The 15434-nt window shown below is 36.3% G+C and carries 14 protein-coding genes; 1 reads left to right on the top strand and 13 read right to left on the bottom strand.

Annotated features, from left to right (window positions below; all coding sequences use genetic code 11):
* Positions 1 to 325 precede the first annotated feature (325 nt).
* Complete coding sequence (locus BR73_RS0100600) at positions 326 to 574, bottom strand: hypothetical protein (protein WP_033163973.1); 249 nt, start codon at positions 572 to 574, stop codon at positions 326 to 328.
* A 481-nt stretch (positions 575 to 1055) separates the two neighbouring features.
* Between BR73_RS0100600 and BR73_RS0100605 the strand changes: the two genes are divergently transcribed.
* On the top strand, positions 1056 to 1943 hold the full coding sequence (locus BR73_RS0100605) for an SDR family oxidoreductase (protein WP_242860712.1): 888 nt from the start codon (positions 1056 to 1058) through the stop codon (positions 1941 to 1943).
* A gap of 217 nt (positions 1944 to 2160) precedes the next feature.
* Here BR73_RS0100605 and BR73_RS0100610 read toward each other — a convergent pair whose 3' ends face one another.
* The 12 genes from BR73_RS0100610 to BR73_RS0100670 all read right to left on the bottom strand — a co-directional run bounded on the left by BR73_RS0100610 (position 2161) and on the right by BR73_RS0100670 (position 15094).
* A complete protein-coding gene (locus BR73_RS0100610; protein WP_033163974.1) occupies positions 2161 to 2736 on the bottom strand; it encodes a hypothetical protein in 576 nt (191 codons plus the stop codon).
* Between the two features lie 67 nt (positions 2737 to 2803).
* Entirely contained in the window at positions 2804 to 3268 is a 465-nt protein-coding gene (locus BR73_RS0100615; protein ID WP_033166939.1) for a hypothetical protein, read from the bottom strand.
* Positions 3269 to 3864: 596 nt separating this feature from the next.
* Positions 3865 to 5079, bottom strand: coding sequence for a hypothetical protein (locus BR73_RS0100625; protein ID WP_033163976.1), 1215 nt, complete (start codon positions 5077 to 5079; stop codon positions 3865 to 3867).
* Complete coding sequence (locus BR73_RS0100630; RefSeq protein WP_242860597.1) at positions 5069 to 5566, bottom strand: RNA polymerase sigma factor; 498 nt, start codon at positions 5564 to 5566, stop codon at positions 5069 to 5071. The genes BR73_RS0100625 and BR73_RS0100630 overlap by 11 nt, the downstream gene beginning before the upstream one ends.
* 201 nt (positions 5567 to 5767) lie before the next feature.
* Entirely contained in the window at positions 5768 to 6343 is a 576-nt protein-coding gene (locus BR73_RS0100635; RefSeq protein ID WP_033163977.1) for a GNAT family acetyltransferase, read from the bottom strand.
* A 133-nt stretch (positions 6344 to 6476) separates the two neighbouring features.
* A complete protein-coding gene (locus tag BR73_RS0100640; RefSeq protein WP_033163978.1) occupies positions 6477 to 7850 on the bottom strand; it encodes a transposase in 1374 nt (457 codons plus the stop codon).
* 134 nt (positions 7851 to 7984) lie between these two features.
* Complete coding sequence (locus tag BR73_RS0100645) at positions 7985 to 8203, bottom strand: YdbC family protein (protein WP_033163979.1); 219 nt, start codon at positions 8201 to 8203, stop codon at positions 7985 to 7987.
* Positions 8204 to 8219: 16 nt separating this feature from the next.
* A complete protein-coding gene (locus BR73_RS0100650) occupies positions 8220 to 9386 on the bottom strand; it encodes a hypothetical protein (protein WP_033163980.1) in 1167 nt (388 codons plus the stop codon).
* A 40-nt stretch (positions 9387 to 9426) separates the two neighbouring features.
* Positions 9427 to 10899: a restriction endonuclease subunit S gene (locus tag BR73_RS0100655; protein ID WP_033163981.1), complete on the bottom strand. Its 1473-nt coding sequence runs from the start codon at positions 10897 to 10899 to the stop codon at positions 9427 to 9429.
* Between the two features lies 1 nt (position 10900).
* Complete coding sequence (locus BR73_RS0100660) at positions 10901 to 12370, bottom strand: class I SAM-dependent DNA methyltransferase (protein WP_033163982.1); 1470 nt, start codon at positions 12368 to 12370, stop codon at positions 10901 to 10903.
* Positions 12371 to 12409: 39 nt separating this feature from the next.
* Positions 12410 to 14761, bottom strand: a complete 2352-nt coding sequence (locus tag BR73_RS0100665; protein ID WP_033163983.1) for a DEAD/DEAH box helicase family protein — start codon at positions 14759 to 14761, stop codon at positions 12410 to 12412.
* A gap of 93 nt (positions 14762 to 14854) precedes the next feature.
* Complete coding sequence (locus tag BR73_RS0100670; RefSeq protein WP_081848483.1) at positions 14855 to 15094, bottom strand: helix-turn-helix transcriptional regulator; 240 nt, start codon at positions 15092 to 15094, stop codon at positions 14855 to 14857.
* Positions 15095 to 15434 lie beyond the last annotated feature (340 nt).

The raw sequence follows: 15434 nt of genomic DNA on the forward strand, positions 1-15434 counted from the left end.
TACCGCTGTGAGACCTCCCCGATTAAGGTGCGAGCTCTTTCCTCTCATCTATCCGCCACATTTACTCCTACTTCCAGCAACTTTTGGACTTCATCTTCTTTTGCAAACTTATCCGTATTTCAGAGCCTTATATGTGATTTCTGTCCGTCGGACCAAGAGTTTGCCTACAACTTCCTTCAGATTCCACCTCACGGTGGACACCCTTGTTGTTCAGCTATGTGCTTCCACGTTGCCTAGGCGCACTTGGGACTTTCACCCATTAGAGCCCGCCCATGGCGGGCAAACAAAAAGACTATCCTGTTGAAGCCAGATAGTCTCTCAACAATTATTCCTGGTAGGAATTGTTAGAACTATTTTTTGAAGAGTTATTTGTTGAATCCTTTGTGGAATTCTTAGATGAATCTTTTGTTGAATTTTTACTATTTGAGTTTGTTGAGTTATTTCCAGAATAATCTTTTGCGTTATTGCTTCCGCTTACATTACTGGAATTTTGAGAACTGTTATTACTTGTTGTATTCTTGGAAGAATTGTTTCCAGAATAGTTATTGTAGCTGTTTGAACTATTGTTTTCCATGTTAATCTCCTTTTTTTGTGTTAGTATACGCAAGATTAATATGTGTTTTTTAAAGAAAATTATTCAGAAACATAAATAAATATTTATCAATGTGGTTTAAGAAAAAACTTTGAGAATATATTAATACTAATTAGTTTATAAACAAGGGTGATTATATGAATGTTCAAATCAACCAGCTTGCAGATTTACTCCTTATAAACCATTCAAACGAAACTGTAAATATCAAATACCTGTATTATATCTTTAAACTGCCTCTGATTGGTCCAAGACCCCCATATTATACGAATCCAAAGTATGTTCTGAATTACCCCATTTTATAAGAATCCAATAATGAATGGAAAGGGTATAGATGGTAAGCCAGATGGATAATCAAAATGATTCTAATGCTAATAGGGCACAGAGAGATTCTAACAATACTCAACAGACTATTCGAGAAATGCAGAAATTTTTTGAAGAAAATTTAATTCTTGATCCATATCCTATGTATCCTAATTATGGTACCATAACGCAGTATAAAGATATCCCTATCAGTGTTCCTGAGCAACGTCAATTACGTCAGCCCGGAACGGAAGATTTAATGGTTCCAAAACCTATTATTGAGAATCCCCATTACAAAGGAACTGATAAGCTTTTAGATAAAGTCGCTCTCATAACTGGTGGTGACAGTGGTATCGGCGCGGCGGCAGCTATAGCATTTGCAAAAGAAGGCGCCGATATAGCTATTTCTTATCTTGATGAACATAAGGATGCAATGCGCACAAAAAATCGAATAGAGGAAATTGGACGTAAGTGCCTTCTATTGCCAGGGGATTTAAGAGAAAAACAGCAATGCATCAATATAGTAAATACAACCATATCTGCCTTTGGTCATTTGGATATCCTATGTAATAATGTTGGTATACAATTCCAGCAATTAAGTTTAACTGATATTAGTGACGATCAGTTTGACGAGACCTTTAAGGTGAATATCTATTCGCATTTCTATATAACGAAAGCTGCACTCCCTTTTATGTGTGCAGGTAGCTCAATTATCGGCACTACCTCTGTTGTAACCTATGTAGGTTCCGACCAGCTAATTGATTATACTGCAACCAAAGGAGCTATTGTAGGTTTTACAAGAGCTTTAGCAAGAAATGTAGCCAAAAATGGCATCCGGGTAAATGCTGTAGCCCCGGGTAAAATATGGACACCTTTAATTCCTTCCAGCTTTTCAGCCGATGAAACAGCAATTCCTGAAGAAAATATGATGATGCGTATAGGGCAGCCTTTTGAGTTAGCCCCAACCTACGTATATCTGGCTTCTGACGATTCCAGGTTTGTAACCGGCCAAGTACTTCATGTAGATGGCGGACAGTCTACTAATTCTTAAATCATCATAGCCTATTGCATGTATATTTTTTATTTATTGGTACATAATACTGTATACCACTGAACCAAAATTTATCAGCACTATACCCTTACTTTATCAGCTACTAATTTTTTCATAAAACTTTCTTTCTTTTTTCATCTATATTAAAAGAAGCATTTTTCTGTTTTACGCAGTTCAAATGCTTCTTTTAACGTATTTCATCAATCCTGCCCATCGGCTATATAACCGGATCATAACCAACTACCGTCCAGATACCTGTATCATCCTGGCGAACAAGACGCTTCAGATACACATATTTTGCAATTGAATTGGTGCTCTTAATCTCTGCTGTTGCATCTATTCCGTTGTTTGCGGTAATTTCTATCTCCTCATAGGGTATTGGATACTCTCCTGTAATCCCTTCCGGTGACAGCAGTAAGCTGGCAAATACCTGGGCTACAAAAGCTGGATCCAGTTTCCACGGTGAATGACCGGCATCAACACTTTTCTGTTCCTGTTTTTCCGCTGCCAGGTCCACATCAACTTTAATGGTTGGTTCTTTGCCGGCTGCTTCTTCTCCAATATCAGATAATATAAGCTTATTAGCTCTATTTTCACTGCTGGTATCCAGTTCTATAAATTTATCCTTCTGTTCTTTGGTTAAATTTTTCACCTGAATTTTCTTAATTAAATGCTCTCCGCCTAATAAGTTGTTCTTATCTCTGTCTGATAAGGGCTCATATGCTGGTAATAAGAGGACTATAACAATAGCTGCTCCGATAAGGATACTCGGAAGCTTTTTAATTCTCTTCACTGCTTCTCCTCCTTTACTTGAATGGATGGACATGAGTAACCATTAACAGTATCAGTCGTTCAGAGGTTTAATATTCGCCTTTAATAACGAAAAAGGAGCCCCTGATTGTTCCTGCCAGCTTAGATTTCTGTCTGGCAAATTTAAATTTTCCTTCTAATTCCTTTGGTACTTCCATTCCCTCGGACAGCTTAAGTCCCACTGCACGCTTCTTCGGGTCGTCTACCGTATACATAACATTTATAGCTAATCCATCTTCATAAAACACATAGGTCATTTTGATATTCTCCACCTGGAAGCTTGAAGTTTCCAAAGGTCTTGCCGAAAATTCGATACCGCGTTCTTCCTTTAGTATATGATTAACATATTCAAGGGTCTCCTGGCTTTCCTCCGCAGAGACCACCGTAAATTCATGCTTGTATTTCGTCATATAATATCTGGCTTCATTGGCACGTAACCCGGCAAGGGCTTCTGCAACAGGTGAAGATTCAAGGCCTACTGCAGATACATTTTTAAAATCAACTATATAGGACATATTTATCGCTCCTTTCTCTATTTCCTGATTGTAAATATTACCAAATAACAAATCATCCCTGTTTCCCATCTCAATGGATGAATTGGGGTCGCCTATATAAGCAAATAGCAGGTTGTCCTACTCTTCCAAAATATAAGCTGCCATACAAAACCTATCTTATTTTTATTTTATCAAATTACTTGTCTCACTTGATAGGTATATTATAGCCTTAAATCAAGCCAAAAATTGATACTTTTAGGAGTCTTATGAAAAAAAGTTGAACTTATAAATGTTATTATGCTGTACATTAACCATCAGATCCATTTTACTATTAGTGGAATTAAGAAAAAATTCAATAATTCTCCCTCGGCAGCCTTTAGGGTTATCAGGGAGATAAAGATTATGGGCATCCCCCTTTTTATGCTATTAGACCCATCCATACCAAAGCAAGCACTCATTTTGCGAACCTTTATCCAGGTGGATAAGCCGTATAAACTGAATGAGCTGATAAATTGGTTTATTTTCCAGGTGAAAATCCTAAACTTTCAGAGCTGCCGTGCATTCTTTATAAAGTAACAGGAGAGATTTTAAATGTACTATAAATATTCAAATCGCACTTACTGGAGGGTGCTAAGAAACTCTGTCACCTTAAGGGCAAGCTTTGATATCTCTTCTACCTTATAACCGTTATATTCTTCAAAGGTGCTGCCCTCCCCTCCAAGATTCTTTATGGTACCGTCAGCTTCTACTGCTGCTGACATATCTGAATTAATATAATGCTTTCCTTCATAATTATCTACAAACAGCAGATACCGTTCACCCTTTTTCAGCAGTGCATCTCCCTTCCCGCTATACCGAAGGTCAATCTCCCGCTCCGGTTCCTCACCGCTTAAAGTACTTTCCACACGGGTTGAGTAAACTGCTTCACTATAACCATATTCATCTTTTTCCTGTACGGAATCCGCAAGGACCGTTACCTCCAGCAGCTGCCAATCCCTCAGAGCCCTTCCAAAACTTGATGTAGCAAGCATCAAAGCCTCATCCTGTGAGATACGTATAATCTCTTTGGTAACTTCCTGATAATCCTCACCGTCATAACGATTGAAATCGGCATAGTCAGAATGTGACCAGATTTTTCCCTGGTCGTCGATTTCGAAGAGTACATCCAAATCTCCGTTCAGATAATACTCTCCATTATATTTTTCCAGGGGGAGAAGGTATACTCCTCCAATACGCAACAGATTCGTAGCTTCATCACCAACACAGCCCCCGTACAGGTATTGTGTCAGATTAATTACTTCGGGGACAACCTCTCCCCATACATTCTCAAGAATCTTCACCGTGGAGGACTGTTTGCCACTCATATCTGAGGGTGATGCAGGAACAGCCTTCGTAGTTGCAACTTTAACAATAACAAAACTGTCGGTATTATACTCAAAGAAGTTAAGGAATTGAATAAAAGCTATTCTGTCCATAATCATATTCTGAGATATTTCAGAGAGTTTGAAATCTTTTACAGAAAGTCCTTTAACTTCATCGGATAAATCAGCTGCTGCCACTTGTTTGTTTTCTGTTTCTTTCGTTTGATCCGCCAAAGTTGAGTTCTTGCCTGCAGAATCAGAATCTGACAACCGGTCAGGCAAAAATGGATTTAAGATAAATACTCCTGCCAGCAGAATAACGCAGGCAGCTGTTACTGTTGCATAAGCTTTCCAATGAATAAGCATACCTTTTTTATCGGACTTGTTCTTAATATTTTGTAACATACGCTCCTGTGCGGTCTTATCCGGTTCAACCTTATTCCAGGAATCTATTATATTCTTATTCTTCATCAAAATCACTCCCTAATTGTTGTCGGAGGACATTACGTGCCTCATGTAAATAGTTACGGATTGTGGATTGCGGTTTATGAAGAAGTTCTGCTATCTCAACACTTGTATACCCCTCATAGTAATACAGATATACAACTGTTTTATACTTATCCGGCAAGCTCATGACCACCTTTAGTGTATCGTCAATTACAATACCGCCGGTACCATGCAAGTGTTCATAATCCTCCAGATTTTCTCTCTTACGCCACCAGGCCTTAAGAATATCCTTACATACATTGGATGCCGTTCTGATTAGCCAGGCCTTCTCATGCTCTTCACTCTCAAAGACAGTACTGTATCTGATAAGTTTCACAAAAGTATCCTGAACCGCATCTTCGGTATCGGTAGAATTCTTCATGTAAGCAAAACAGACACGGTAAACGGTCTTTATATGGCGTGCGTAGATTTCCGCAATCTCTTTGTCCGTACGCGACAAAGGTTTCATCATGGCTATGCCTCCTTTCAATAATAATACGACTGATGGGCAGGAAGTGTCGGGGGAATTCAAATGGAATATAAAAAGACATGAAAATTTACCCTTTCATGTCCAAAATTCTAGTTTACTTTACTATTTATAATTTTCATAATAAAACACCTTATACAATGCAATTTTATTTTATATTATTTTTATCCAATTAAAATCAATTTTTTATTTTTCGATTTGCGAACTTAATTTTTTTGAGGTCTTACAGCCTAATTCATAATAAGTGTTATTATTAAACTCGAAGCTTTTAATCACATCAAGCCCTAGCTTTTTCGTATGGGCATAATATGATCTGGGGTTGATATGGTTGATAAAAGTTACTAATATGGGGTATCTCTTGTTCATTTGCATTCTAGAGAAATCAAATATCCCTTTTAGCACCTCTGTGCCCCTGTAAGCCTTATCGATACAGATTGGTCCATACTGATAAGAATTCTTCGCAGTAAGTCTCTGTCCTAAATATTCTGTATTTGGCAAGTCCTTAACCATGTGCTGAAACAGCGGCCATTTAATCCAATACTCCCAGGAGGCAGCCATAACATATGCCACAACCTTCTCACCATCACAGGCTATTGTAATACCATTTTCAGTTTCTATAAGTTCCTTCAATTGTTCCTCTGTAAAAAAAGTGGTTACAAAACCTTCTGCTTTGTCTTCTTCACTTATGGTTGAAATATGATATTTCTTCTGTAAGTCAGCTATAGCAGATATATCTTCAATCCCAGCATTTCTATAATACATATGTACTCTCCTCTTTAATCTTTCCCCAATTTACTTTTTCTCTTATTTACTTAAACTTCGCACATGGATTTTAGCTATGCACCTTGAAAATTCAATACCTGGCAGTAATTAAGTTGTCAATGTTCAGCTCGTTTTACGCTGCTAGTAAGCGTTCCTTTAGTACCGATGGAATCGCACTCATGAATGCATCCGTGAGTTCACAGATTTTTTCGTCTGATAGCTCACAATCATTTACAAGCAGTGCTCTGAACATTTGAAGCATCACTTGAAAGGCCTGAATCCATGTGATATCAGACAATTCGTCAGAAAAGTATAAGAATAACTCACCTAGAGAACGTTCATCCTTTGTTTCCCGATTCTCAACGGATAACATCATATATCTGGTGAAAACAACCGCTACATGGGCAGTCATTGCGTCATAAGAAAGTGAATGACATTCTTTGCTGAGTCTAAGATAACTTTTACAAATTTTAAAGAATACTTCGATATCCCATCGTTTTCCGTAAATGCGGATGATTTCATCCTCATCAATCGTTATGTCGGTGGAGATTATGCAGAGATATTCCTTACGATTGTTTATATTCCGGACATAAATTACTTTAGCAGGTACGGTTTCTCCGTCTTTGATAACATCTACCATAACAGACAATAGGAATCGCGATTTACCACGACGCTTCTTATTCTGATTATAGATTTTCGGCAAGGATATATCTGTACCATTATAGCGGAAGAACATTTTTGGTGTCCTCTTAACCATCGCCACAACATCATAACCGATTTCCTTCACGGCATGTATTGTGCTAGGGGATGTAAACCAACTATCAAACAGGACATATTTTGCTGGAATGGATGCTATTTTGGCAAATTCCAACAGCTTCAACATGGCTTTCGTACCCTTGGTCATAGAAAGTTTACGACGTTTATATCCCGCTGTTCTTTTATCCAGTATTGCTGCTTCATTGATACGTTTTTTCTGTTTCTCGGAAGTCAGAAGAATGCTGTTAATTGGCAGAAATGTGCTTCCATCTGACCACCCGAGTGTCAGCATACGAAATCCGTAACGGTACGCATGTTTCGCATGGTCATATACTTTAGCAAGAAGTTCTACCTTCTTTGAACGGCTTCGCTCAAACATCGAGTCATCAATAATCAGGACATTTACCCTGTTCTCATCATTCAGAGGAAGAATGGCATCCCTGATGATTCTGGAACAGAGCACCGATGTGAAGCGAATCCAGTTGATATGAATCATCTTCATAAAACGATAGACAGTATCCTTGGCAAAGGTCGGAGTATTTCGTCCTGTCAACATGTTCATATACATGCTTCTATTTGAAAAAATCAAAAGAAATAGATACTGATAAATCTCGGTTACAGGAAATCCTTTCGTTTTATATGCGTTAGCAGCCTTGAGAGCCGATGAAAGATGAAATCTTGTAAAAAACTTTCTGATTGATGCAGAAATCTGGTTATCATTCTGGTTGTTTTGTGTTATACTTTTTGTCATAGCATGAACCTCCGATTGTTTGATTTTGTGTGGTAACTTAATTATAACAAAACCAGCGGTTTCATGCTATTTTTATGCCAGTTATTATTGAATTTTCAAGGTGCATAGGCACTTATTCAAGTGCGAAGTTTGAGTTAATTAATTGTATTTAAAATCTCCTTCAACTTCAAAACTTCCTCTTTTGTCAAAGTTGTACCTTTTCCCATCTTTTCATGTTCTGGAGCCCAGTCACGAATATCGTACTTAGGAGATCCATCATTCCAGCTAATCAGATTGAGCTCTTTTCTCCACCCTTTTGCATTTTCAGATAGTACGCCGATTTCTTCTACAATCTCATATTTTATGTCTGCCATACTAGTTTCCTCATTTCTACATATCAATAATACTTGCTTCATTTCTATTTTCTTCAATAGATTCCAGGTAACAGGCTATTCTAACCAACAATTTTATCTCTGTACTAGACATGTTGTATGGTTCAATTTTCACCCACTTTTTTGCAAATCCTTCTGAAAAATTCTTTGCTTGTTCTAATCCCCAGTTATAATTATCACCATAACCACCTTCCTCTAAATACGAAAATATTTTTTCCAGCTCATAATGCGCCATCTTATGCATTCTGGAAGGTCTCTTATGCATAATTTGTTCCAAAATATTATACATTGCTTCATAATCCAGTTCTTCTATAGAATTACAAATTTCGGGCAATAAACTAACTATTGTTTTTTTATAAAACTCAACCACAGAATTGTTTTCTGCAATCGAACTTTCACATTCCAAATACAAAATTATCTCCTCTATCTGATATGTTTCTTCATATCGAGACTTTAGCATTTCTACTATTTCTCTAAATACTTCAATCGAAGGATTATTTCTATTTATTTTTTGTTTCTTCCATTTATTCTTTTCTATATCTATTGAATTTCTCGCCCACCCAGTTGCTAAAGCCAATGGTTCGTAGCGAGATTTTAGATAATCCTTCAAAACACTAAACGACAGCTTTAAGTCCATTATCTCATCATGCTTATTTGAATAAATACGTACGCCAATCGGATCCGGAATTTTAGAAATCACATGTGGATTTACAATAACCCAAGGTGAAAATTGTACTTCTCCCTTTTCTAAAAATTTAGGTCTACTTGTTTCAAATGGATGTGCAAATGTTAGTGCTCTGAAGTATTCAAAGAATTTATCATCACTTGGGCAATTTTCTTCATTCAAATTCAATGGATATTTCATGCAGGTCTCTTTAAAATATTGATTTCCATTATTCTTTGTATAAACACCAATATCTTTCAAAATATTATTAACCGCATCTACAAGCATACAAGAAAACATTAAAAACGTAAGAAAATCCTCTTCACTTTTTGGGTAAGCGTCATGCCCATTTAAGTATCTTACACATGTATCTAATCGATCCATTACTGCACAGGCTAGGTTAAAATGCTCTTTATATGAATCGTCTTCCGAAAAAATAGGAGAATCATTTATTGCATCTCTAAATTCTTTACTTATTTTAAGATTCAAAAAGTCAGCCATATTTTAATTCTCCTTTCTTTCACTTTTTTTACTTCAATTACTACTTTCTTAATTGTTGGCAAAATGGAAAATATTTTTCTATGACATACACAATTCGTTTTTGCTCTTCTAATGGTGGTAATGGAAGTAATACATTCTTCACTATGTCTGTTCCAACACGTTGTTGTCCTGCCGTTCCCGACATATTCGCTTCACAAAATGACATAAAGTAGGGACTTTTTACAAACCATAGAAAATATTCTAAACTGAGCATCTTATAGCACCTTAACACATGTAACTCCGTAGTTCCTGCCCCATAACCATTTTTCAAGTTCTCCATAATTGCCGATTTTAAATTTTGAAAGCACGGTGTGATTTTCGCAAAAATAATGTCATTATCTTTAAAATGCGTAAATCCTTTTTTAACGTCTCCCCATTTCTTTATTTCAAAGGTAAATTTACTTACATATCCTTCTTGAAGTAACGTCATTGGAATAAATGATACTTCAATTTTGTCCTCTATACTATTTCTAGGATTTATTTGAAAAACATCTCCTAATTTTACCCACTTCCAACTATCGGGAATCTCATACGGTATCTCTTCCTCAGTAAATTCACTCAAAGGTTTTTCTTTCTTAATTTTTCCTTCCTTGATGAGTCTTTCCTTTTCCGCTTGAATCTGCTCATATAATTCTTCCGCAGTTCCTTCTTCTTGTCGTTGCTCTACTAATTTTCCTTGGATTGCATATTGCAGTATGGATTTCTGCATATCTTCTGGGAACTTCTTATTAAATACTTCTAACTTGCTATATGCTTTATCATATTGTTCTATATAAGGCAGAATATCTTCTATCTTCGCTATAATACGTTGTTGTTCTTCAAGTGGTGGAACTGGTATTAACAAATACTTAAGTTTCTCTGCTTTAATACCTTTTGCAGTAGTTCCAGTCGCCTTAACTAATAATTCATTTTGAAAAAATGGTGATTGTATAAAATAGCACATTAACTCATTACAAAACACATTCACACCATATTGTTGAAATGTAATCACACGCTGTCCGCAACTAGCAATTTCTATTGTATTTACAGCAACATATCCTAATGGTGCTTCTGTTGTGAATAGTAAATCTCCCTTACGTGTTATTCCCCTAGTCATTCTTTCTTTATATTCATTTTCTGATATAAAATCAGATTTTGAAAAATCCAGATATCCCTTCCTAACATTTGAAGCTGTTATAAGTACTACTCCTTCATCAATTTTGTTTGGCGTTTTACCTCTATAATCAATGAAATTGTAAATTTCATTAAGTCTTACCCATTCCCAACTCTCCGGAATCTCAAAAGGAATCTCATCCTCTGTTATCTCTGATAATGGCTTTTCTTTCTTTATTTTCTTTTCGTTTATCAGGCGTTCCTTCTCAGTCTTTATCTGCTCTAATAATTCCTTTGCAGTGCCCTCTTCTGCTCTCTGTTCTACCAACTTCCCCTGAATCGCCAACTGTAAAATACTATTTTTCAAATCTTGTGCTGTCATCCTAATTACCTCCAAGCATAGAAGTAATCTTCTCTAACACATGGTCAATTTCAGCATTCAAAGAAGCTCTTTTTTCCTGATATTCACGAATCAAGTCCATTGGGTCTAAGATTTCCTCTTCCTCATGTGGAAACCCACATAAATCTAAGTTATATCCCAAATTTTCAATATCTTCTACAGTGTACTTCTTTGCTTTTGGGAATCCATCCACTTCAATTTCTTCACGATTATCCCACCATTCAATCGCAGAACCAAAATGCTCCAACTTCATTGGCTTTGTTTTCGAGAAGTTCTTATACCCATCTGGCATGTCCAAACGATAGAACCATGTTTCTTCTGTTGGGTGTGTATTATCGAAGAATAATATGTTCGTTGTAATAGACGTATAAGGCGCAAACACACTATGAGGCAAGCGAACGATCGTATGCAGATTGAATTCACCCAATAACTTTTTCTTAATATTCACTTTTGCATTATCCGTTCCAAATAAAAATCCATCAGGAAGAATAATGGCACATCTACCATTCTTCTTTAAACGGAACATAATAATATCAATAAACAGATCCGCAGTTTCAGAACTTCTCAAATCACTTGGAAAATTTGCTTTTACACTTTCTTTTTCATTTCCACCATATGGAGGATTCATAAGAACAATATCAAACTGCTCCATACGTCTATATTCTTTATAATCTGTTTCCAGTGTATTTCCATGTATGATATCTGGATTGTCAATGTCATGTAATAACATATTCGTAACACAAAGGATATGTGGCAACCCTTTTTTCTCTACGCCATAGATGGAGTTATTATAGATTTCTCTGTTTTCAAGCGAATTCCCCACCTGCTTTTCTAAAGCATTTAATGCAGATACAAGAAATCCACCTGTCCCACAGGCAAAGTCAGCTACTTTTTCGCCTAGCTTTGGTTTGATTACTTCTACCATAAAATCCGTGACTGCTCTTGGTGTATAGAATTCACCTGCATTTCCTGCACTCTGCAAATCTTTTAAAAAGGATTCATAAATTGTTCCAAATGCATGTCTTTCTTCATATTCCGTAAAATCTATTTCATCAATGATATTTACAACCTGACGGAGTAACACTCCATCTTTCATATAGTTATTAGCATCTTCAAAAGCATATTTTACAATGACCTGATTCATAGGAGTTTCATCATCAATCTCAAGATTTTTAAGGATTGGGAATAGGGTGTTATTCACAAAGTTCAGAATAGCATCACCAGTCAAGGCTTCTCCATCTTTTTCATCCACTGCCCAGTTTCTCCACTTGCATTCTTCTGGAATAATCGAGGAATATTTCTCATTTACCAGTTCCCATTCTTCCTCTTTTGCATCATATATTTTAAGGAAAAGAATCCATACAATCTGCTCAATTCTCTGTGCATCTCCATTTACACCTGCATCGTTTCTCATTACATCCTGTATTCTTTTCACAAAATTAGTTATAGCCATTTTTATCCTACTTTCTTAACAAGCCGATCTTGCTGATTTTTATGCTGTATAAATTTCGTCTTCTAATTCTTTTATTGCTTTTTGGTAGGCTTCTTTTCCACCAAATTCTTTAACAATCTTCATTGGACTTCCATACTTGGAAAATTCCTGAAGCTGTAACACTTTGGTTTCTTCGATTTCCTTAATCCCCTCATTGGCATACTTATCAAGCAGGGTACCTAATATCTGCTGTGCTAACTCAGAGTATTTATACAAATAATGACGTTTCTTCACATTATTTGCTCTTTCAATTTTCGTTAATGGTGCTTTGTCATAGGCGAGATGACATATCAAATCAAAGTCATCCAGTTCTGCTTTACCAGTTTCTTCTCTTACTGCATCTAACAGCACACCTTCATCCTTTAATTCATCAATAATTGCCTGTTTCTTTTGAGCCTCTGTCCATCGTTTCAAGAAATCATCTAACCTTGCATACTGTTGTAAGATATTCTTTTTTGTGTAATCAATCAGGCTTTCTGTTATCAGCTTCCCATCTCTATCCACATATTGAACTCTCTCCGACAATACTTTTACGCACACATCCCCTACATAATATTTCTTAGGTCTATCATCATCGTCAAAACCTCCATCGCTACCAGAACCACTTCCGCCTGAATTACTATCTGTACCTTCTGTATTATCTGGTTTTTCACCATCTTCATTCCCAGTTGGAATTTCTACGTCACCTGGTATATCAATTACAACTTCTGGGTCTCCATCAAAAGCTGGATCTGCAAATAATCTGCTGGCATTTCTAAAATCCATAATTGTAAAATACGTTTTTCCATAGTCTTCAAGAAGTCTGGTTCCACGACCAATAATTTGCTTAAATTCCGTCATACTGTTGATGTTATTATCCAGCACAATCAGTTTACACATTTTTGCATCAACACCTGTTGTCATAAGCTTACTTGTTACTGCAATAACAGGATACGTACTTTCTTCATCAATGAAGTATTCTAGTTGGGATTTTCCCTCATCATTATCACCAGTAATACGCATGATATATTTATCATTCTGTTTATACAAATCCTTATTCTCATTAATAAGTGCCTGCCTCATACGTTCTGCATGCTCAATGTCTACGCAGAAAACAATAGTCTTACTAAAACGATCTGTCTTCTTTAAAAACTCTGTAATCTTAGCAGCAATCACTTTCGTACGTCGTTCGATAACTAAGGTTCTGTCATAATCTTTGACATTATACTCTCTGTCTTCTATTTCATAACCATTATCATCGAGTTTCCCACCCTCAGGACGATATCCTTCTAAGTCTTTATCAAGCCCTACACGAATCACTTTATAAGGGGCTAAAAATCCATCGTCAATTCCCTGCTTAAGTGAATACTCATAAATAGCTTCTCCAAAGTAAGTCTGGCTGGATGCCTCTTTTGTTTCAATCGGTGTTGCAGTACAACCAACCTGTGTAGCCGAAGAAAAATAATCTAAAATCTTTCTCCATGCAGACTCTTCCTTAGCACTTCCACGATGACATTCGTCAATAACAATTAAATCAAAGAAATTAGGCTGAAATTGAAGATATGTTTCTTCTCCATCCTCTCCTGATAACTGCTGATACAATGCCAGATATATTTCATAGGAGCTATCCAGTTTTTTATTTGTTACCTTTGTCATCTTTCCGCCAAAAGGTTTAAAATCTCCTGATATGGTCTGATCTACCAACACATTGCGGTCTGCAAGGAATAGAATTTTCTTTTTAATGCCAGCTTTCCATAATCGATAAATAATCTGAAATGCCATAAAAGTCTTTCCTGTTCCAGTAGCACAGACTAGGAGTGCTCTGTCTTTCCCACTTGCAACAGCATCCACTGTTCGATTAATTGCAATTCTCTGATAATATCTTGGCGTCTTATATCCTGGAACATAGTAGTATGGCTCCAACAATGCCTTTTCTTCATTTGCGTCAACATTTTTATCTTTGCAATATCTTTGATATAATTCTTCCGGTGAAGGAAGATCCTCTAATGAAAGGGTTTTCACTTCTCCTGTAATCAGATTTTGTTCTACAAATCCATCTCCATTAGAAGCATAGACATAATAAATATCTAAAGCTTTTGCATATTCAATCGCTTGTTGTAATCCTGCTCCAACTGGATGATTATTGTCTTTTGCTTCGATAATTGCCAACGGAAAATTCGCCTTATAAAACAGAACATAATCAGCCCTTTTCTTCGAACCTCTGGCGGTAACATTTCCTCTTAATATAATTCTACCCGCGGTAAATGCGTATTCTAAACGAACTTGTTTCTTTATATCCCATCCAGCGTCTGTAATTGCTGGCGTTATGTATCTTGCCTTTATATCTTCTTCCGATAAGTCTCTCTTTCCCATAAGCTTTTCCTTTCTGCTGATTATCTATGTTTTTCTAACTTTTTTATCTCATTTATTAAGATATATTTCGAACAATTTTACATTACTAATCAATTATACGGTTTTACCTGTCCCATTTTCAGAACTTATCTCAACAATATCATCAAATCCACATTTAAGTTCCAAACATATCCTTGCCAGAATATCCAAAGATACCTGCTCATTATTTGACATTTTAGTAAATGTACTCGGAGCAATTTGAGTTTTTTTCCTTAAATCCACCTTTGTCATGTCTCTTTCAAGCAATAATCTCCACAACGGTTTGTAACTGATTTTTATTTGTTTTTCAGACATTTATTTTCCTCCATGTTTTACAAAAAACATTAAAATCCACTAAATAATATTGTATCAAACTTATTTCGTAATTACAAATGCAATTTTGATTTCTCGAAACTATATTCTTACAATTTTCCATAGTCCTACTCTATGAATCTGTGATAAACTGTATTTATACATCTGCTTACGGGAGGGGCAAAGACTCTCTTGGGGAAAGTCCGATTAGCCGTCAGAAAATTTCTTGCAACTTTATTAATTTGCACTTGCGTTGTTTCAGTCAGCGCAGAGAGAAAGGTTATTATGACAAAAACAAGTGATGTGACAACCCAATCAACTGTTACTAAGATTAGCGCGGCGG

The organism is Clostridium sp. KNHs205, assembly GCF_000702945.1.
Lineage (GTDB): Bacteria > Bacillota > Clostridia > Lachnospirales > Lachnospiraceae > Anaerocolumna.

What these genes read in the sequence shown, in the direction of transcription:
- BR73_RS0100600 (WP_033163973.1), bottom strand. Translation starts at nt 574, where the DNA reads ATGGAAAACAATAGTTCAAACAGCTACAATAACTATTCTGGAAACAAT.
- BR73_RS0100605 (WP_242860712.1), top strand. Translation starts at nt 1,056, where the DNA reads ATGTATCCTAATTATGGTACCATAACGCAGTATAAAGATATCCCTATC.
- BR73_RS0100615 (WP_033166939.1), bottom strand. Translation starts at nt 3,268, where the DNA reads ATGTCCTATATAGTTGATTTTAAAAATGTATCTGCAGTAGGCCTTGAA.
- BR73_RS0100625 (WP_033163976.1), bottom strand. Translation starts at nt 5,079, where the DNA reads ATGAAGAATAAGAATATAATAGATTCCTGGAATAAGGTTGAACCGGAT.
- BR73_RS0100630 (WP_242860597.1), bottom strand. Translation starts at nt 5,566, where the DNA reads ATGATGAAACCTTTGTCGCGTACGGACAAAGAGATTGCGGAAATCTAC.
- BR73_RS0100635 (WP_033163977.1), bottom strand. Translation starts at nt 6,343, where the DNA reads ATGTATTATAGAAATGCTGGGATTGAAGATATATCTGCTATAGCTGAC.
- BR73_RS0100640 (WP_033163978.1), bottom strand. Translation starts at nt 7,850, where the DNA reads ATGACAAAAAGTATAACACAAAACAACCAGAATGATAACCAGATTTCT.
- BR73_RS0100645 (WP_033163979.1), bottom strand. Translation starts at nt 8,203, where the DNA reads ATGGCAGACATAAAATATGAGATTGTAGAAGAAATCGGCGTACTATCT.
- BR73_RS0100650 (WP_033163980.1), bottom strand. Translation starts at nt 9,386, where the DNA reads ATGGCTGACTTTTTGAATCTTAAAATAAGTAAAGAATTTAGAGATGCA.
- BR73_RS0100655 (WP_033163981.1), bottom strand. Translation starts at nt 10,899, where the DNA reads ATGACAGCACAAGATTTGAAAAATAGTATTTTACAGTTGGCGATTCAG.
- BR73_RS0100660 (WP_033163982.1), bottom strand. Translation starts at nt 12,370, where the DNA reads ATGGCTATAACTAATTTTGTGAAAAGAATACAGGATGTAATGAGAAAC.
- BR73_RS0100665 (WP_033163983.1), bottom strand. Translation starts at nt 14,761, where the DNA reads ATGGGAAAGAGAGACTTATCGGAAGAAGATATAAAGGCAAGATACATA.
- BR73_RS0100670 (WP_081848483.1), bottom strand. Translation starts at nt 15,094, where the DNA reads ATGTCTGAAAAACAAATAAAAATCAGTTACAAACCGTTGTGGAGATTA.